At 69.1% G+C, this 18,508-nt stretch carries 19 protein-coding genes; 7 read left to right on the forward strand and 12 right to left on the reverse strand.

Features of this window, described 5'->3' with window-relative positions; genetic code table 11:
- Positions 1–43: 43 nt before the first annotated feature.
- Genes PV646_RS23540 through chsH3 form a run of 5 tightly spaced genes read left to right on the forward strand, consistent with a single transcriptional unit; the run spans position 44 to position 4,783 of the window.
- The gene (locus PV646_RS23540) at positions 44–1,615 is read left to right on the forward strand and encodes an FAD-dependent oxidoreductase (RefSeq protein ID WP_500344339.1); all 1,572 of its coding nucleotides are present in this window, start codon (positions 44–46) and stop codon (positions 1,613–1,615) included.
- Complete coding sequence (locus PV646_RS23545; protein WP_500344340.1) at positions 1,612–2,754, forward strand: 3-ketosteroid-9-alpha-monooxygenase, oxygenase component; 1,143 nt, start codon at positions 1,612–1,614, stop codon at positions 2,752–2,754. The genes PV646_RS23540 and PV646_RS23545 overlap by 4 nt, the downstream gene beginning before the upstream one ends.
- Entirely contained in the window at positions 2,751–2,990 is a 240-nt protein-coding gene (locus PV646_RS23550) for a hypothetical protein (RefSeq protein ID WP_500344341.1), read from the forward strand. Before PV646_RS23545 ends, PV646_RS23550 begins: the two co-directional genes overlap by 4 nt.
- Positions 2,983–3,945: a 2Fe-2S iron-sulfur cluster-binding protein gene (locus PV646_RS23555; protein ID WP_500344342.1), complete on the forward strand. Its 963-nt coding sequence runs from the start codon at positions 2,983–2,985 to the stop codon at positions 3,943–3,945. Before PV646_RS23550 ends, PV646_RS23555 begins: the two co-directional genes overlap by 8 nt.
- A gap of 10 nt (positions 3,946–3,955) precedes the next feature.
- A complete protein-coding gene (gene chsH3, locus PV646_RS23560) occupies positions 3,956–4,783 on the forward strand; it encodes an enoyl-CoA hydratase ChsH3 (protein WP_500344343.1) in 828 nt (275 codons plus the stop codon).
- On the opposite strand, the gene PV646_RS23565 is transcribed toward chsH3, so the two are convergent.
- From PV646_RS23565 to PV646_RS23590, 6 genes are all read right to left on the reverse strand, one after another.
- On the reverse strand, positions 4,769–5,911 hold the full coding sequence (locus PV646_RS23565) for a lipid-transfer protein (RefSeq protein WP_500344344.1): 1,143 nt from the start codon (positions 5,909–5,911) through the stop codon (positions 4,769–4,771). The two genes, chsH3 and PV646_RS23565, sit on opposite strands and share 15 nt — an antisense overlap.
- Positions 5,908–6,291, reverse strand: a complete 384-nt coding sequence (locus PV646_RS23570) for a MaoC family dehydratase (RefSeq protein ID WP_500344345.1) — start codon at positions 6,289–6,291, stop codon at positions 5,908–5,910. The genes PV646_RS23565 and PV646_RS23570 overlap by 4 nt, the downstream gene beginning before the upstream one ends.
- A complete protein-coding gene (locus tag PV646_RS23575; RefSeq protein WP_500344346.1) occupies positions 6,278–7,165 on the reverse strand; it encodes a Zn-ribbon domain-containing OB-fold protein in 888 nt (295 codons plus the stop codon). The genes PV646_RS23570 and PV646_RS23575 overlap by 14 nt, the downstream gene beginning before the upstream one ends.
- Positions 7,162–8,289, reverse strand: coding sequence for an acyl-CoA dehydrogenase family protein (locus PV646_RS23580; protein ID WP_500344347.1), 1,128 nt, complete (start codon positions 8,287–8,289; stop codon positions 7,162–7,164). The genes PV646_RS23575 and PV646_RS23580 overlap by 4 nt, the downstream gene beginning before the upstream one ends.
- Positions 8,279–9,241: an acyl-CoA dehydrogenase family protein gene (locus PV646_RS23585; protein WP_500344348.1), complete on the reverse strand. Its 963-nt coding sequence runs from the start codon at positions 9,239–9,241 to the stop codon at positions 8,279–8,281. The genes PV646_RS23580 and PV646_RS23585 overlap by 11 nt, the downstream gene beginning before the upstream one ends.
- A 69-nt stretch (positions 9,242–9,310) precedes the next feature.
- The gene (locus PV646_RS23590) at positions 9,311–11,212 is read right to left on the reverse strand and encodes an acyl-CoA dehydrogenase family protein (protein ID WP_500344349.1); all 1,902 of its coding nucleotides are present in this window, start codon (positions 11,210–11,212) and stop codon (positions 9,311–9,313) included.
- 127 nt (positions 11,213–11,339) lie between these two features.
- Between PV646_RS23590 and kstR the strand changes: the two genes are divergently transcribed.
- Together kstR and PV646_RS23600 are read left to right on the forward strand one after the other, a co-directional pair.
- Positions 11,340–11,948 carry a cholesterol catabolism transcriptional regulator KstR gene (gene kstR / locus PV646_RS23595; RefSeq protein ID WP_500344350.1) on the forward strand — a complete coding sequence of 203 codons (609 nt, stop codon included), beginning with the start codon at positions 11,340–11,342 and terminating at the stop codon, positions 11,946–11,948.
- A 77-nt stretch (positions 11,949–12,025) separates the two neighbouring features.
- The gene (locus PV646_RS23600) at positions 12,026–12,427 is read left to right on the forward strand and encodes a hypothetical protein (protein WP_500344351.1); all 402 of its coding nucleotides are present in this window, start codon (positions 12,026–12,028) and stop codon (positions 12,425–12,427) included.
- On the opposite strand, the gene PV646_RS23605 is transcribed toward PV646_RS23600, so the two are convergent.
- From PV646_RS23605 to PV646_RS23630, 6 genes are all read right to left on the reverse strand, one after another.
- Positions 12,399–12,578: a hypothetical protein gene (locus PV646_RS23605; protein ID WP_500344352.1), complete on the reverse strand. Its 180-nt coding sequence runs from the start codon at positions 12,576–12,578 to the stop codon at positions 12,399–12,401. The genes PV646_RS23600 and PV646_RS23605 overlap by 29 nt on opposite strands.
- Positions 12,579–12,717: 139 nt before the next feature.
- Positions 12,718–14,085, reverse strand: coding sequence for a cellulose binding domain-containing protein (locus PV646_RS23610; RefSeq protein WP_500344353.1), 1,368 nt, complete (start codon positions 14,083–14,085; stop codon positions 12,718–12,720).
- Positions 14,070–15,509 carry a beta-N-acetylhexosaminidase gene (locus tag PV646_RS23615; protein ID WP_500344354.1) on the reverse strand — a complete coding sequence of 480 codons (1,440 nt, stop codon included), beginning with the start codon at positions 15,507–15,509 and terminating at the stop codon, positions 14,070–14,072. Before PV646_RS23615 ends, PV646_RS23610 begins: the two co-directional genes overlap by 16 nt.
- Entirely contained in the window at positions 15,506–16,255 is a 750-nt protein-coding gene (locus PV646_RS23620; protein WP_500345070.1) for a carbohydrate ABC transporter permease, read from the reverse strand. The genes PV646_RS23615 and PV646_RS23620 overlap by 4 nt, the downstream gene beginning before the upstream one ends.
- 68 nt (positions 16,256–16,323) lie before the next feature.
- Positions 16,324–17,268 carry a carbohydrate ABC transporter permease gene (locus tag PV646_RS23625; protein WP_500344355.1) on the reverse strand — a complete coding sequence of 315 codons (945 nt, stop codon included), beginning with the start codon at positions 17,266–17,268 and terminating at the stop codon, positions 16,324–16,326.
- Positions 17,265–18,500 carry an extracellular solute-binding protein gene (locus PV646_RS23630; protein WP_500344356.1) on the reverse strand — a complete coding sequence of 412 codons (1,236 nt, stop codon included), beginning with the start codon at positions 18,498–18,500 and terminating at the stop codon, positions 17,265–17,267. Before PV646_RS23630 ends, PV646_RS23625 begins: the two co-directional genes overlap by 4 nt.
- Positions 18,501–18,508: the final 8 nt, after the last annotated feature.

Raw genomic sequence — 18,508 nt, forward strand, 5'->3', positions numbered from 1 at the left:
TCAGAACTATAACCTGTTCTAGTCTGAGCTCCGGGGAGGTGCGATGTACGACGTGATCGTCGTCGGCAGCGGCGCGGCGGGTATGACAGCCGCGCTCTGCACCGCTCGAAACGGCCTGCGGACCTTGATCATCGAGAAGGCCGAGCACTACGGCGGGTCGACCGCGCGGTCGGGTGGCGGCATCTGGGTGCCGAACAACGCCGTGGTCGCCGCCAACGGCGTGGCCGACTCACCAGAGCGGGCCAGCGAGTACCTGGCGCACATCGCGCCGGAGGTCCCGGCGGAGTTGCGGAAGGCGTTCCTGGACGCCGGACCGGCGATGCTGGCGTTCGTGGTCGCCCACACGCCGTTGAAGTTCCGCTGGGTCCGCGACTACTCCGACTACTACCCGGAGGCGCCCGGCGGACAGCCGCGCGGCCGCTCGGTCGAGCCGTTGCCGTTCACCACGACGCTGCTCGGGGACGAGATCAAGGACCTCGAACCGCCGTACGTGCCGACACCCGCGGGCATCGTGATCACCCAGACCGACTACAGGTGGCTGACGCTGATCGGCCGCCACCCGCGCGGCATCGTCACCGCCGCCAAGGTCTTCGCCCGCCGGTTCCTGCCGGGCCGCCGCCTGACCATGGGCCAGGCGCTGACGGCCGGGCTCAGAGCGGGCCTCAAGGCATTGAACGTCGAGATCAGGCTCGGCACCGCGATGACCGACCTGCACCACGAGAACGGCCGCGTCGCAGGCGTTCTCGTGGGCGAGAAGGTCATCCTGGCGAAGCACGTCGTGCTGGCGTCCGGCGGGTTCGAGAACAACGAGCGGATGCGCAAGCAGCACCAGAACATCGGTACGGAGTGGACAGTCGGCGCGAAGGCCAACACCGGCGACGGCATCGAGGCCGGTCAACGCGCCGGAGCCGCCGTCGGGCTGATGGACGACGCGTGGTGGGGCCCTTCGGTCCCGTTGCCGCGCGGCCCGTTCTTCCTGCTCGCCGAACGGTCGCTGCCCGGCTGCGTGCTGGTCGACAAGACCGGGCGCCGGTTCGTCAACGAGGCCGCGCCCTACATCGACGTGGTCAACGCGATGACCGGCGACACCTGGCTCGTCTTCGACCACTCCTACCGCAGCCGCTACCCGTTCTGCGGCATCCCGCCGCGCCGCCCGCTCCCCCGGCGCTGGAAGGACTCGATCCTCACCGCGCCCAGCCTGGAGGAACTCGCCCAGGAGGCCGACCTGCCGGAACTGATCGACACCGTCCGGCGGTTCAACACGCTCGCGGTCGACGGCAAGGACGCCGACTTCCACCGCGGCGACAGCGCGTACGACCGCTACTACGGCGATCCGCGCACCAAGCCGAACCCCAACCTCGCGCCGCTGACCACCGGCCCGTTCTACGCGGTCAAGATCGTGCCCGGCGATCTCGGCACCAAAGGCGGCCTGCGCACCGACACCCACGCTCGCGTGCTGCGTGAGGACGGTTCGGTGATCGAGGGCCTGTACGCGGCGGGCAACACCAGCGCCTCGGTCATGGGCCACACCTACGCGGGCGCGGGCGCCACCCTCGGACCGGCGATGACGTTCGGATACCTCGCCGGCCTCGACATCTCTGGAGGAAACCGATGACGCAGGACGGTGTGCGGACGATCGACGCGGGCGCCCCGCCGGCCCGGTTCGCGCGCGGCTGGCACTGCCTCGGCCTCGCGAGCAGCTTCCGCGACGGCAAACCCCACGCCATCGAGGCGTTCGGCACGAAGCTCGTGGTGTTCGCCTCGGAGGACGGCGAGATCAACGTGCTGGACGGGTACTGCCGGCACATGGGCGGGGACCTCACCCAGGGCACGATCAAGGGCAACACCATCGCGTGCCCGTTCCACGACTGGCGCTGGGCGGGCAACGGCAAGTGCGTCGACATCCCCTACGCCAAGCGGGTTCCGCTGCGGGCGCGCACCCGCTCGTGGATCACCATGGAGGAGAACAAGCAGCTCTTCGTGTGGAACGACCCACAGGGCAACCCGCCGCCCGAGCACATCACCATCCCGCGCATCGAGTCGGCGTTCAGCGACGAGTGGAGCAACTGGACCTGGGACTCGGTCGTGATCGACAACGCGAACTGCCGCGAGATCATCGACAACGTCGTCGACATGGCCCACTTCTTCTACATCCACTTCGCGTTCCCGACGTACTTCAAGAACGTGATGGAGGGCCACGTCGCCTCGCAGTACTTGACGACGCGCGGCCGTCCGGACGTGGCGATGGGCTCGAACTACACCGGTGACGTCGAAGTGCGTTCGGAGGCCGCCTACTACGGGCCGTCGTACATGATCGACTACCTGTGGAACGACTACAAGGGCCTCGAGATCGAGACCGTGCTGATCAACTGCCACTACCCGATCTCGCCGACGTCGTTCAAGCTCCAGTGGGGCGCGATCGTGAAGAAGCTGCCCGGTGTGGACGACGTCCACGCCGACAAGATCGCGCGGAAGTTCGCGCGAGGCATCGGCGTCGGGTTCCTGCAGGACGTGGAGATCTGGCAGAACAAGTCGCGCGTCGACAACCCGTTGCTGTGCGAGGAGGACGGGCCGGTCTACCAGCTCCGTCGCTGGTACGAGCAGTTCTACGTGGACGTCGAGGACGTGTCCGACGACATGGTGCGGCGCTTCGAGTTCGAGGTCGACACGAGCAGGGCGATCGAGGTGTGGGAGAAGGAGGTCGCCGAGAACCTCGCCAAGCAGCAACCGGCGCCTCAGGAGCAGGCGACGTGAGCGAGCGCGACGAGTTCCTCGCAGGCGGGATGGTTCCCGTCGGGTGCGACTGCGGGAACCGGGTGCTGGTCAAGAAGAACAGCCCGCAGCACACGTCGGTGCAGTGGCTTTCGGACACCCGGGACTGCCCTGAGCTGTGCGGTGCGCGGGCGGCTCTGGTGCCGACGTGCCTGCGGTTGCGCGACAGCATCGAGAAGGCCGTGCGCGAGGGGTTCCTGGAGGTCGCCGATGGCTGAGGTGCACCGGCTCCGGGTCGACGCCGTGATCGAGGAGACCGCCGACGCGCGTTCGTTCGTGCTGTCGGGGGCGGACTTCTCGCCACGGCCGGGCCAGTTCCTGACCGTGCGGGCGGGCGAGGTGGCCCGCTGCTACTCGCTGTCCAGCGCGCCGGGCGAGCCGTTGAAGATCACCGTCAAGCGCACGCCCGACGGGTACGGGTCGCTGTGGATGTGTTCCGAACTGCGGGCAGGCATGGACCTGGACGTGCTGGCACCGGCCGGGGTCTTCACGCCGTCCTCGCTCGACGGATCACTTCTCGCCTTCGCGGCGGGCAGCGGGATCACGCCGGTCATGTCGATCATCAGGGCGGTGCTGTCCGGCGGGTCCGGGCAGGTGTTCCTCTTCTACGCCAACCGGGACGAGTCCTCGGTGATCTTCGCTGCCGAACTGGACTCCTTGGCCCGCGCACACCCCGGCCGGCTGACCGTCGTGCACTGGCTGGAATCGGTGCAGGGCCTGCCGCACGGCCTGCGGGCGTTCGTCCGACCCTGTGACGAGGCGTTCGTGTGCGGGCCCGCGCCGTTCATGGAGGCGGCTCGCAAGGCGCTGCACGACGTTCCGGTCGTGCACGTCGAGAAGTTCGTCTCGCTGTCGAGTGATCCGTTCTCCGCCGAAGTGCCGGTCGTCGACGACCGGCCGGACGCGGTGGTCGAGGTCTCGCTGGACGGCGAGCGGCACCGGTTCCCGTGGCCCGCACGGACGAAGCTGCTCGACCTGTTGCTGGAGAAGGGACTCGACGCGCCGTACTCGTGCCGCGAGGGTGCGTGCAGCGCGTGCGCGTGCCGGCTGGTCGAGGGCGAGGTCAAGATGCTCAACAACGACGTGCTCGACTCCGAGGACATCGCCGAGGGCATCGTGCTGGCGTGCCAGTCGGTTCCGGTCACGGACACCGTGAAGATCAGCTACGAGTGAGGGGCGCCTGATGCCGATCGATCCCGCCGTCGCCGTCGGGGCGGAACTCCCCGAGGTCAAGTTCTCCTGGACCGAGTCCGACGTGCTGCTCTACCACCTGGCCCTCGGCGCGACCGAACTCCGATACGTCTACGAGCGGGGCCTCCGGGTGCTGCCGACGTTCGGTGTCGTCGCGCCCCGGTTCCACGAGACCGCCGCCCCGGTCGTGTCGTTCCCCGGTGTCGACATCGACCTGGCGCGGGTGTTGCACGGCACGCAGGAGATCGCCGTGCACGCGCCTCTGCCGGCCGCGGGCGAGGCCGTGTTGCGGACGCGGATCGCGGACGTGTGGGACAAGGGCAAGGCCGCGGTGATCGTGCAGGAGGCGACCGCCGTGACACCGGACGGGACCGCGTTGTTCACGACCAGGTCCAGCATCTTCGCCCGCGGCGAGGGCGGGTTCGGCGGTGATCGCGGACCCTCGGGCAAGGTCGAGGTGCCGTCACGGGAACCGGACTTCGTGATCGAGACTCCGACTCTGCCGCAACAGGCCTACCTCTACCGGCTGTGCGGTGACCGGAACCCGCTGCACGCCGATCCCGAGTTCGCTGTCAGGGCGGGCTTCGACGCACCGATCCTGCACGGGCTGTGCACGTACGGGGTGGTGTGCCGGGCGGTGATCGACGCCGTGCTGGACGGACCGGAGCAGGTGGCGTCGTTCGGGGTGAAGTTCGCGGGCGTGGTGTTCCCCGGCGAGACGCTGACGACGCGGGTGTGGCGGGACGGGCCCCGGCTCGTGCTGACCACGTTCGCCGGGGACCGTCCCGTTCTCGCTGACGCCGTCCTAACCCTGACCTAGGACCAGGCCGCTGGTCGGGACGCCTGTGCCGGCGGTGACCAGGACGTGCTCGACGCCGCCGACCTGGTTCACCGCGGTGCCGCGGATCTGACGCACTCCCTCGGCGATGCCGTTCATGCCGTGCAGGTAGGCCTCGCCGAGCTGGCCGCCGTGCGGGTTGAGCGGCAGCTCGCCGTCCAGTTCGAGCGCACCGGACGCGACGAAGTCCTTGGCCTCGCCCCTGCCGCAGAACCCCAGCTCCTCCAACTGCACCAGGACGAACGGCGTGAAGTGGTCGTAGAGCACGGCCACGTCGACGTCGTCCGGACCGATGCCCGACTTCTCCCACAGGCCGCGCGCCACCACGCCCATCTCGGGGAGGCGGGTCAGGTCGTCGCGGTAGTAACTGGTCATCGTGAACTGGTCGACGCTGCTGCCCTGGGTCGCCGCCCTGACGTGCGCGGGCTTGTTCGGCAGGTCACGGGCTCGTTCCCGCGACGTGACCACGAGCGCGACTCCGCCGTCGCTCTCCTGACAGCAGTCGAGGAGCCGGAGCGGTTCGGCGATCCAGCGCGACGACTGGTGGTCGTCCAGGGTGATCGGCCGGTTGTGGAACCACGCGTGCGGGTTCGTGGCGGCGTGCTTGCGGTCGATCACCGCGATCCGGCCGAAGTCCTCGGACGTGGCGCCGTACTCGTGCATGTACCGGCGGGCGAACATGGCGACCATCGCTGCCGGTGTGCCCAGCCCCATGGGGTACGACCAGCTGTTGTCGATGTTGGCCGCGGCCGCCGTCTGGACCTGCCCGAACCGGTGCCCGGACCGTTCGTTGAAGGCCCGGTAGCAGACGACGACCTTCGCCGCGCCGGTCTCGACGGCCATCGCGGCCTGCTGCACCGTCGCGCACGCCGCCCCGCCGCCGTAGTGGACGCGGCTGAAGAACGTCAGCTCCGGGATGCCCAGCTCACGGGCGACCGCGATCTCGGCGTTGGTGTCCATGGTGAAGCTGACCAGGCCGTCCACATCGGACGGTTCGAGCCCGGCGTCCTCCAGCGCGGCCCTGACGGCCTCGGCGGCGAGCTGGAGTTCACTGCGGCCCGAGTCCTTGGAGAAGTCGGTCGCGCCGATGCCGACGATCGCGGCGTTCACGCGGGCACCTCGATCTTCACGGTCCCGGTGACGTGGTCACCGTGCGCGGTCCGGCCGACGACCTCGATGGTGAGATCCTGCTGCTCGCGTTCGACGACCTGACCGAAGAACTTCAGCGTGTCGTAGGCGAAGCAGGGCGCGCCGAGCTTGATGTTCACCTGCCGCACCAACGCCTCCGGGCCTGCCCAGTCCGTGACGTAGCGCTGCACCAGGCCGGTCGTGGTGAGGATGTTGACGAAGATGTCCTTCGACCCGCGCTGGATCGCGAGGTCGCGGTCGTGGTGGACGTCCTGGAAGTCGCGGGTGGCCAGCGCGGTGCTGATCACGAACGTCGGGGTGGCCTCCACGTGCCACTCCGGCAGGGAATCACCGATTCGCACGGGGCCTCCAGCTCGGCATCGTCAGCTCGTCGTCGACCTTGGTGAACACGACCTCGACCCGTTGCCCGACAACGGGCTCGCCGTCGAACTCGCCCAGCATCCGCACGCCCTCGTCGAGTTCGACCAGGGCGATGACGAACGGGGTCTGCTTGCCCGGCACCTGCGGGTGGTGGTGCACGACGTAGCTGTAGATCACGCCGTACCCCTCCGAGACGAGGTACTTCGGTTTGGTGGCACCGCATTCCGGGCACATCGGGCCGGGTGGATGCCTCAGCAACCCGCACCCGCCGCAACGCTGGATCCGGAGCTCGCCCTGCCGGGTGCCCTCCCAGAAGTACTCGGTGTCGCGGTTGACCGAGGGCCGGATCGCCTGAGGTTTCGGGGTTTCCTCCTGCGGTTCGGGCTTCTGCGCGGGCTTGAACTTCAGCACCCGGAACCGCATCTCGGCGACGGCCTCGTCGCCGACCCACCACGTGCTGCGTGTCGTGACGAACCACCCCTCGCCCAGCCCGGTCCTCTTCGGCCCGGTCACGTCCTCCAGGCTCGTCGTCACCGAGAGCTGCTCACCGAGCTTCAGGTACCGGTGGTAGGTCTGGTCGCTGTTGGTGGCGACCACGGAGGTGTACCCGGCCTCGTCGAGGATGGACATCATCTGCCCGAGCGGGTCGTCGAGGGTGCGCTGGCCGTGCAGTCCGCCCATCGTCCACACCTGGACCATCGCGGGCGGCGCGACCTCGGTGTAGCCGGGGTGCTCGTCGCCGATGGCCTCCAGCCAGTTGTTGATCATCGGCAGGTTGACCGGGTCCCGTGCCAGCCGCGGCGCGCTCTCGCCCTGTTCGGCGACGCGGGCGGCCTCCTTCTCGATGTCGATCATCGCACCACCCGCGGTAGTCCGAGCCCGATGTTCGCGATCAGCTCGCGCTGGATCTCCTGCACTCCCCCGCCGAACGTCAGCACGAGGTTGCGCCGCGCCTGCACGTCCAGCCACTTCACGAGTTCCTGGGGCGCGCCATGCCGTCCGACGAGCTCTTCCATCAGCCGGCCGATGTGCTGGGTGCGGTCGGCGGCGAACACCTTGGTGGCACTGGCGTCCGCGACCTCGACCTCACCGCTCGCGACCTGCCAGTTCAGCAGTTCGTTCACGCGGTGGACCGCCCGCGCCTCGGCGAACGCCCGGCGCACGTCCGGTTCCTCCAGGAGCTGACGTTCCGCTGCCCAGCCGTGCACTCGCTCGACCAGCGCGCCGAGGCGGCCGGACGGGCCGAGCATCACGCGCTCGTGGTTGAGCTGCGTGGTGATGAGCCGCCAGCCCTTGTCCTCCTCGCCGACCCGGCGGGCTTCGGGTACCCGGACGTCGTTGTAGTAGGTGGCGTTCACGTGATGGGCGCCGTCGCAGGTGATGATCGGCGTCCACGAGTAGCCGGGATCGGTGGTGTCGACGATCAGGATCGTGATGCCCTTGTGCCGCGACTCCGGGGCTCCGGTGCGGCAGGCCAGCCACACGTAGTCCGCGTCGTGGCCACCGGTCGTGAACGTCTTCTGCCCGTTGACGACGTAGTGGTCGTCTTCGCGAACGGCCTTGGTGCGCAACGCCGCCAGGTCCGTCCCGGCGTCCGGTTCGGTGTAGCCGATGGCGAAGTGCAGGTCGCCGCTGAGGATCTTCGGCAGGAAGAAGTCCTTCTGCTCCTGAGTTCCGTACGACTGCAGCGTCGGACCGACGGTCTGCAGCGTGACGTACGGCAGCGGGACGTCCGCGCGGGCGGCCTCGTTGACGAAGATCTGCTGCTCGACCGGCCCGAACCCCAGCCCGCCGTACTCCTTCGGCCACCCGACGCCGAGCCTGCCGTCGCGCCCGAGCCGTCTGACCAGCTCGCGGTAGGTGGCGCCGTGCCGTTCGGTGAGCATGGCCTCGCGTTCGGCGTCGGACATGACCGTCGCGAAGTACTCACGCAGCTCGTCGCGCAGTTTCCGCTGTTCTGCCGTGAGGTCAATGAACATCGATGGCCCCCAAGCGGTGCTCCACTCCGCCGACGAACCGCGTCAGCTCCTTGGCCATGCCGTAGTAGCGGTGCATGGGGTACGTGATGTCGAGCCCGAGGCCGCCGTGCAGGTGGTGACAGGTGTGCACGGCCGGCAGCGCTTCCGCCGCGAGCCAGTAGGCCGCGGTGTCGAGGTCGTTGTCGTCGAGGCTCCAGGCGGCGGTGAGCGCGGCCAGGTGCAGGGTGCGGGAGGCGATGTAGACGTCCGCGACCAGGCCGGCCGCGATCTGGAAGGTGGCCAGCGGTTTGCCGAACTGGTGACGGGTGCCGACGTGCTTGACGGTGAGGTCGAGCGCTCCGGCGAGCACGCCGTCCGCCATCGCGCAGGCTCCGGCCAGGGCGAACCTCGTGAGGCCCTCGGCCGCTCCTTCGAGGAGTTCACCTCGAGCGCCGTCGAACGTCACGGTTCCATCCGAAATGGACACACCGGGTTGCGCCGGGTCGACGACGAAGACCCCGTCGCTCGTGCTGACCAGGATCCGCTGGGCCTCGGCCGCGAACGGCACGTTGATCTTCGTGCCGAAGATGCCGTCCTCTCCGGCTCTTGTTCCAGGCTGGCGAGGCAGTGGCCTGGACGGCTCGCTCAGCGCCGCCGTGAGCACTCCATGCTGCTCGGTCACCAACGGCAGCAAGGCGTCCTGTTGTGCCTCGGTCCCGTACGTGGCGATCGGCAGCACGCCCAGCGCGAGAGTGGCCAGCGCCGGTACGTCGACCGCCCGCCGTCCCACCTCGGTGAGCAGCACGGCCGTCTCCAGCACGCCGAGCCCGTCACCGCCGAGCCGTTCCGGAACGGCCAGGGCCAGCAACCCCGCCTCCCCCAACGCCTTCCAGGGGGTGTCGCTCTCCCTGCCCAGCACGTCGGCCGCCAGGGCGGCGATCTCCTGCTGGGTCTCGTCGAGCTGGAAATCCATTAGGGCTCCTAATTTCGCGGCAACTCCCGCTGGTCTCGTCGAGCTGGAAATCCATTAGGGCTCACTGCGTCAGATTTCCCTGGGTAGACCGAGAATTCGCTCGCCTGCCAGGTTCATCAACACCTGCGTGGTCCCGCCCGCGATGCTCAGGCACCGGGTCAGCAGGAACTCGTGGATCAGTTCTCCCTCGACGGCGGCGTCAGGCCCGAGCAGTTCGACCGCGAACTCGGCGACCTCCTGCCGCTGCCGCACCCCGGCGAGCTTGCGCACGCTCGACTCCGCGCCCGGTTCCTGCCCGCTCAGCACCCGCAGGCTCGCCCGCAGGTCCAGCACGGACACCGCCAGGCCCTGCGCCACCAACGCCCCCAGCCGTTCGGCGTGCTCAGGGGCAGCCGGTGACCTGAGGACGTTCTCCAGCGGTTCGCCGAGCGCCGAGCCCATCGCGACGCGTTCGTTGGCCAGCGTCGTGCGGGCCAGCCGCCAGCCGTCGTTCACCGCGCCGACCACGCAGTCGTCCGGCACGAACACGTCGTCCAGGAACACCTCGTTGAACCGCGCGTCGCCGGTGATCTCCCGCAGCGGCCGCACGTCGACGCCGGGTGACCGCATGTCGACCAGGAAGTACGTGATGCCCTTGTGCTTCGGCACGCTGGAGTCGGTGCGGGCCAGGCAGATCGCCCAGTCGGCCTGGTGCGCGAGCGACGTCCAGACCTTCTGCCCGGTGAGCTTCCAGCCGCCGTCGGCGCGGACGGCCTTGGTGCGCAACGAGGCCAGGTCCGAGCCTGCCTCGGGTTCGCTGAAGAGCTGGCACCAGGTCAGTTCGCCGCTCAACGTCGGCGGCACGAACCGTTCCTGCTGCTCGGGCGTGCCGTGCCGGAGGATCGTCGGTCCCGCCCAGCCGCCGATGATCAGGTCCGGCCGCCGTACCCCGGCTCGGGCGAACTCGCCGTCGATGACCATCTGCCTGGCCTGGCCGGCGTCCTGGCCGTACGGCTTCGGCCAGTGCGGCACCAGGAACCCGCTGCCCGCCAGCCGTTCGCGCTGACCGGCCGGGTCGAGTCCGGCGATCTCCTCCGCGAACGCCTGCACCTCGGGGTCCCGCTCGACCTCGACGTCGTAGGACCGGCGCACCCCGGCCAGCGCCAGTTCGGCGACCCGCCGGCGCCAGAACGCGACACCGCCCGCGAGTTGCTGCAATGCCAACGCCCGGCGCAGATAGCGATGGGCGTCGTGCTCCCAGGTGAAGCCGATGCCGCCGAGCACCTGGATGCAGTCCTTGGCGTTGCGCACGGCCGCGTCGAACGCCACCGCGGCCGCGACCGCCGCCGCCAGCGGGTGTTCGTCCTCGCCGACCGTCCGCGCCGCGTCCCACGCGACCGACGACGCCTGCTCCGCGCGGCACAGCATCTCCACACAGAGGTGCTTCATAGCCTGGAAGGAGCCGATGACACGCCCGAACTGCTGCCGCTGTTTCGCGTACTCCACGGCCGTGTTCAGGCACCACGCGGCCACCCCGCTCGCCTCGGCGGCCATCAACGTCACCGCGAGGTCGGTCGGGTCGCCCACGGTCTCCCCCGGCGCGGTCACCTCGACCTTCGCCAGCGAACGTGAGTGGTCCACGGCTTCAAGGGGCGTCACCGAAGCCTGCGCGACCGGTACGAGCATCCAACTGTCCGTCTTGAGCAACAGGTGCGTCGCCTCGGCCGCACCGACCACGTGGTGGGACGAGAACCCGAACCCGGCGATCCCGTCGAAATCGGGGCGCAGCGCCGACACCAGCGCGGTGGGCAGCAACGGCCCCGGCACCAGGTTCTCGGCCGCCCGCTCCAGCATCACGGCGAGATCGACGACGGTGCCGCCCTCCCGCGTCACCTCGAAGAACCCGACCCTGACGAGGTCGCCCCACTCCCCCTTGGCGGCGTCCACGCTGTCGCGCAGCGCGCGGTGCTCCCCGGTCGTGGCGATCGGCATGCGGCCTCCTCACAGGACGTGAAGAAGTTTATAGAACGTGTTCTATTTCTGACAACAGATCATGGCCGCCAAACCGATCGAGTATGATGCGACGGCAGCTGCAACACGTTTCAGGAGGATCATCTCCGTGTCACCTTCGAAGTCGCGCACGGACGCGCTCATGGCGGGCGACGAGCTCAGCTCGACCGCCCAGCGCGAGCGTCGCAAGCGGATCGTCGACGCGACCATCGCGCTGGCGTCCAAGGGCGGGTTCGACGCCGTCCAGATGCGCGCGGTGGCGGACCGGGCGGACGTCGCGCTGGGCACGTTGTACCGCTACTTCCCCTCGAAGGTCCACCTGCTCGTGTCGAGCCTCGCCGTGGAACTGGAGCGCGCCCAGGAGAAGATGGACCGCACCACCGTCCCCGGCGACAGCCCCTACGAGCGTCTGCTGTTCGTGCTCGGCCGCATCACCCGCGGCCTGCAGCGCAACCCGCACCTCACCGAGGCGATGACCCGCGCGTTCACCTTCGCGGACGCCTCCGCCGGCGCCGAGATCGACAAGGTCTCGCTGCTGATGGAGAGCATGTTCACGAAGGCGATGAGCGACGAGGCGCCGACGGACGAGCAGAAGGCCATCGCCCGCGTGATCGGCGACGTGTGGCTGTCGAACCTGGTCGCCTGGGTCACCCGCCGCGCCACCGCGACGGACGTCGCGAACCGCCTCGAACTCACGGTCCGCCTGCTGCTCAAGTAGGTGGTCCCGCGGGATGACCCGCGAGTCACACCACCGAACGATGCCGGTGCACGAGGTCCACCCCTACCGTCTGTCCTATGAAGACGCTCTTGGTCGTCCTCGCCGTGCTGGCCGTGGTCGGCGGTGGCACCGTCGCCCTGGTGAACCACTACGGCGGCTGGACGACGCTGACCGGCAAGGCCTGGGCCATCACCTACGAGGTGTCGGCCGAACCGGCCAAGTCGCTCGTCGAGGTGACGTACACGGAGTCGCCCACCCGCTACCGCAAGCAGACCCCGCAGACCGTCAGCACCGAGAAGCCGCTGCCGTGGCAGATCGAGGTCGTGGTCAACGCGGGCGAGAAGGCACAGGTCTCCGCCACGCCCAAGGGCGACGAGGTGCTGAAGTGCCGCATCCTGCTCGACGGGATCAAGGAGCTGGCGACCTCGACCGGCAAACCCGGCGAGAGGATCAGCTGCGAGACCGTGACCGCCACCTGACCAGTGGCGGCACCGCGATGATCGTCAGAATCGCGATGACCAGGTAGCCCCACCGCGGGTCGATCCCGAGCGCCCCGATGACGGCGCCCGCCGCGAACCCGAGCAGCACGAGGCCGAGAACGGTCAACGCGAACCTCCAGCGTCGCCCCACGATGCACGCCCCTTCCCCCAGCGCCGGAACCCCGGCGATCCGGCTCTTGGATCGGCACCGCGCGCCAGGGTTCAAACTCCGCCGTCGGGGTCGGTGAACGCTCGTGGGGCGCCCCGGGAGACCCGGGGCGCCCCACGCGTCACACGTTGTCGGTGTGCGTGACCCCCGCGTTGCGGTAGTCCTGCACCGCCGTCTTCACCTGGGCCGGGCTCAGCACCTGGTCCTTGGCGAAGTACACGTAGTCGACCTCCTGCTGGTACGCGCGCTCGGCGCTGCTGCCCTGCAGGCCGCCCGAGATGAACCACAGGTTGAAGTTGATCGACATCGGCGTCTCCGGGTAGTACTTGTCGCCGTGGTCGGCGACGAGCGCACCGTCGATGTAGTACTTCACCCGGCCGTTGGCGACCTGGAAGACCAGGTCGTGCCAGCCGTTGTAGCTCTGGCGCTGGGAGTTGTGGATGTTGTCGGCGACCCACGGTTCGTTCTGGTAGGTCTCCCAGGTGGTCTCGTACATGATGTTGCCCTGCTCGCCCCAGCCTCCGTTGGGCAGGTACTCGAAGTCGATCTCCCCGTAGTTCGGGGCCATCGGTGCGTCGAGCGGGGTGATGGTGAAGAACGTCTGCACGACGTGGTCACCGTCCGGACCGAAGACCGGCGCGTCGCTGAACTTCACCCTGGACGCGTAGGTGCCCTCGAAGAACTTGCGCTGGTGGAACATCTCCGTCTGCTTGGCCGCGGAGCCGTTGTTCCACGAGTCGAGGCGCATGACCTTCTGGCCTTCGACGGTCGGGAACGTCACGCGCGACGCGTCCCACTCGGCGCCGGGAACACCGGGGCCGCCCCCGCCCGAACGCACGGTCCAGCCGCGCTGACTGATCCGCGAGTCACTGGAGCTGGTGTAGGCGAAGTCGTCGAACAGCTTGGGGCCGTTGGGGTTCGGCGGCGTGGAGCTGGTCGTCGTGGTGGTGGGCGGGCTGCCGCCGGGCGGGGTGCCCCACAGCAGCGTGCTGCCGCGGTGGACGGTCACCTTGGTCGACGCCGAGTAGGTGCTGTCGGCGCGGAACGAGTAGTCGTCCGACTGGGTGATGGGGCCCCAGTTGGTGCGGTAGAAGCGGAGTTGCAGGTCACCGGAGTCGGCGCCGGGGTTGATCGTGCCCGCGCCGGAGGTGAAGCCGACCTCCAGGTAGCGGTCGGCCGGGCCGCCCGTCAGCGTGCCGAACTGGCCGGTCACGTTGCCGCAGCCGCGTACGGCCCACGAGCAGGCGAACCGGTAGCCCACGTCCGGTGTGTCGGCCTTGAAGTAGTAGCGGATCTTCACGTCGGACAGCGGCACGCTGGTGGTGCCCGAGTTGACCAGCTTGAACCACGGTTCGGCCTGGTCGGTGGTCGCACCGGACGCGCTGGTCCGGTACTGGGCGGTGATCGCGTCGGCGGCGAACGCGTTCGGTGCGACGGCCAGTGCGGCCACCGCCAGGGCCGCGCAGGACGCGGCTAGGAGTGCTCGCAACGTTCTCTCCTCATTTCGGCAGGGACGGACAGGGCGGCGAGCCTTTCCGAGTGGAGGCGCATCCTGGTGGTGAAGCCCTCCCACTCGGGGCGCTGGGACCAGAGGGTGTCGGCCAGCGCGGCGAGACGGGGAAACGCCAGGTATTCCAGGTGGTCCTTCGAACGCACGTGCTCGGTCCACAGCTGGCACTGGGCGCCGAGCACGCCGTCGGGCAGCGGCACGTGGTAGACGTCGCGGGTGGTGACGACGTACCCGGGCTGGCCGGGTGGTTCGTGCGGGGCGTCCGACTGCGGGTAGTCGAGGTAGGTGGAGGTGTGCGGGGTCATCACGACCGGCTGGCCGCGCTCGAGCGCTTTCGCCGCCTGGGTCTCGTCCTTCCACGGCATGACGACCGCGCGGGTGTCGCCGGTCGGTTCCCAGGCGGCCGGGACGCGGCCCCGGTCGAGCAGGTACCTGCTCGCCTGGCGGAGGAACTGGCCGTGCACGTCCTCCGGCAGCAGGCACTCGTCACCACCGAGGTGGACGTGCTCGCCGGGGAACACCTCCAGCACCTCGTCCAGCACCTCGCGCACGAACCCCATGGCGTGCAGGCCGAACGCGGCATCGCTGATGCCCCAGCGGGTCCAGACGGGCAGCGGTTCCGGGGCGACGCCGAGGTCGGGGTAGGCGGCCAGATCAGGGTAGGCGGCCAGATCAGGGTAGGCGGCCAGCGCGGCGCGGGCGTGGCCGGGCATCTCGATCTCCGGCATGACCCGGATGCCGCGCTCGGCGGCGAAAGCGACCAGCCCTTCCAGTTCGCCGCGCGTGTAGGTGCCGCCGTGCGGGACTCCGTCGCCGTTGGTCTCGGTGCGCCAGCCGCCGACCGAGGTCAGCAGCGGGTGCGCCGGCACGGGCATGCGCCAGCCCTGGTCGTCGGTCAGGTGCAGGTGCAGGACGTTGAGCTTGTGGAACGCCATCAGGTCGATGAACCGGCGGACCACGTGCACCGGCTGGAAGTGCCGGGCGACGTCGAGCATGAACCCGCGCCACGGCAGCCTGGGCAGGTCGCGGACGTCCACGCCGGGCAGCGTCCAGTCCACATCGGACACCCTGGACGTCCGAAGCGCCTCGGCCGGCAGGAGCTGGCGGATCGACTGGACCCCGTGCGCCAGGCCCTGCCTGGTGGCCGCGCGCAGCAGGACGCCGTGTTCGTTGACGGTCAGGGCGTAGCCCTCCGCGCCGAGTCCGACGAGCTTGGCGTCGAGCGCGATGAGGATCTGACCGTGGTCCGCGATCGGCAACGGGAGTCCCGTGGCCGGTCGCAGCAGTGTGCGCAGGAGTTTGGCCGCGGGTTCGGCGCCGGGCGTGACCCGCACGCTCGTGTCGCTGTCCAGCGTGAACCCCTTGCTGCGGCGCACGATCCTGGTCGGGAGCGGGACGATCATCCTTTCACCGCCCCTCCGACGATGCCGGTGGTGACCCGCCCCTGCAGCACGATGAAGATCAGCAGCACGGGCAGCATGAACAGCGTCGACGCGGCCATGGTGGCCCCCCAGTCGGTGCCGAAGGTGTTGTTGAACGAGGACAGCCAGACCGGCAGCGTGCGGTCGTCCTGGTCCTTGATGATCAGCACGTTGGCGAAGGCGAACTCGTTCCACGCGGTGATGAACCCGAACAGCGAGGTCGCCAGCAGGCCCGGCGCGAGCAGCGGGAACACGACCTTGCGGAACGCCTGCCCGCGTGTGCAGCCGTCGACCTGCGCCGCCTCCTCCAGGTCCACCGGGATGGCCGCGAGGAACCCGCGCAGCGTCACGATGGTGAACGGCAGCGTCATCATGAAGTAGACGAGTGTGAGGATCCAGAGCGTGTCGAGCATGCCGGTGTCGCGGGCGATCACGTAGATCGGGATGAGCAGCGCCTCCCACGGCGTCATCTGCGCCACGAACACCATCAGCACGAACCCCCTGCGACCCTTCCACTGCAGGCGGGCGATCGCGAACGCCGCCAGCAGGGCGACGAGCAGCGCGAGGACGACCGCCCCTCCCGCCACCAGCAGGCTGTTGCGCCAGAACGAGAAGAACCCCTTCGCCGCGATCGCCGTGCCGAAGTGGTCGAACGTGATCGGGATCGGCAGGAACGTCGGTGTGGCGCTCTGGATGTCCTTGGTGGGCTTGAACGCCGTGAGCACCATCCAGTAGACGGGGAACACGGACACGGCGAAGATCAGAAGTGCCGCCGTGGTGCGGGAGATCCGGCCGATCACGCTTCCTCCTCCTGCCGGTAGAGCTGGCGGAAGTACGCCAGCAGCGCGAGCACGAGCAGCACGACCATGAGCATCGACACGGCCGCACCGAGGTCGTAGCGCTGCAACGACTGCGCGACCTGGAAGGCGTAGACCGGCAGCGTCGTCGTGGCCTGACCCGGACCGCCCTGGCTGATCACCCAGATCTGCACGAACGACTTGACGACCCAGATCACCTCCAGGCACGTGATCAGCCCGAACATGGCCCGCAGCACGGGGAACGTGATGGTGGTGAACACCCGCCACGCGCCGGCGCCGTCGATGCGCGCGGCCTCGTAGAGCTCCTGCGGCACGGTGATCATCGCCGCGTACAGCGACAGCGCGGCGAACGGGATCGACTGCCAGACGATCAGCGTCACGAGGATGCCGAACGTCGCCTCGCCGTCCGCGAACCACGTGTAGTCGCGGTACTCCTCGAAACCGAGCGCGACCAGCGCCCAGTTCACGACGCCGAGCCGGGACTGGAAGAGCCACTGGAACACCGTGGTCGCCGCGATGATCGGCGTGGCCCAGGTGAGCACGAGCCCGCCCATCACGAGGAACCGCAACCACTTGCCGAGCCGCACGAGCAGCAGCGCGACCAGGGTGGACAGCACCATGATCAGCACGACGTTGATCGCGGTGAACAGGAGCGTCCGGCGGACCACCGCCCAGAACTCGGGGTCGGACAACACCTTCGCGTAGTTCGCGAGCCCGACGAATTTCGCGTCGCCGCGCACGAGCTGCGGCAGCCCGAACTCCTGCAGCGAGATGATCACGTTGCGCACCAGCGGGTACAGCAGCAGGTACGCGGTGGTGAGCAGCGTGGGGGCGATCAGGACGTACGGCAGGATCGATCGTTTGCGGCGCTTCGGCGGGGCCGGTGCAGTCTCCTGCACCGGCCTCTCGGCGAGGAGGGTCATTTGCCGGAGTTGAGGGCCGTGGTGATCACGTCGTCGGCCTTCGCCGCCGCCGTCTTCGGGTCGGCACCGGTGAGGACCGCGGTCTGGAACTCCTTGATCGGGTTGCGGGCCTCGACCGCAGCCCAGTTCGGCGAGTTCGGGGTGGCGAACCCGTTGGCCGCGCCGGCCGCCATCGCCGCCGTGCCGGGGTCGCCGCCCACCGCCTGGGCGAGCGACTTGCGGTTCGGCACGTAGTTCATCGCCTTCGCGAGCTCGACCTGCCACTTCTCACCGGCGAGCGCCTTGACGACCTCGTACGCGCCGTCCTGCCTGCTCGACGCCAGCGGGACGATCAGGTCGGACCCGCCGGTGAACACCGCTCCGGGCTTGTCCGCGGTCTTGCCGGGGATCGGGAAGAAACCGATCTTGCCGGCCAGTTCCGGATTGGCCTTCTCCACGAGCTTCGCCGCGCCGGGCACCGCGATGAACTGCGCGACCTTGCCGCCCGCGACCACGTCCGTCTGCTGCGGCTTGGCCTCGTCGGAGTCCTTCGGGCCGTCGCCGAGCGCCTGCAGCTGCTTGTAGAAGTCCATGCCCGCCAACGCCTCCGGCGTGTTCAGCGAGCCCTTCCACCGGTCGCCGTCCTGCTCGGCGAGGTCGCCGCCCTCGTCCCAGACGAACCCGGACAGCGTGTACCAGTTCTGCCCGGGCAGGTAGATGCCCTGCTGGTCACCCTGGTCGAGCTTGGCCGTGGCGGCGAGCCACTCCGCACGCGTCTTGGGCGGCGTGACCTGCGCGGCCTCGAAGAGGTCCTTGCGGTAGATCACGACCCGGTTGGCCGCGTAGAACGGGATCCCGAACTGCTTGCCGTCGACCGCGCCCGGCTCGCTCAGGCCCGGGATCCAGTCGTCGCCCTGCAGTTCGGACTTCTTGCCGGACAGGTCCGTGACGCCCTTGCTGGCCACGTACTGCGCGACCTGGGTGTTGCCGACCTCGATCACGTCGGGCGGATCGGTGCTGGCCAGAGCACTGGTCACCTTCTGCGTGATGCCGTTCCACTCCTGGATCTGGATCTTCAGATCGAGGTTCGAGTGGTCCTTCTCGAACTCGGCCTCGAACTTCGACACGAACTCCTCGGTGGCCGTGTCCTTCATGAGCCACACGGTGATCTCCTGCTTCTCACCGCCGCCCGCGGACGAACCGCAGGCGGACAGCGTGAGCGCCAGGACGAGTAAGGCAGCGGAGCGCGACACGACTCACC

This window comes from Streptomyces sp. ID05-26A, assembly GCF_033794685.1.
Classification (GTDB): Bacteria; Actinomycetota; Actinomycetes; order Mycobacteriales; family Pseudonocardiaceae; genus Lentzea.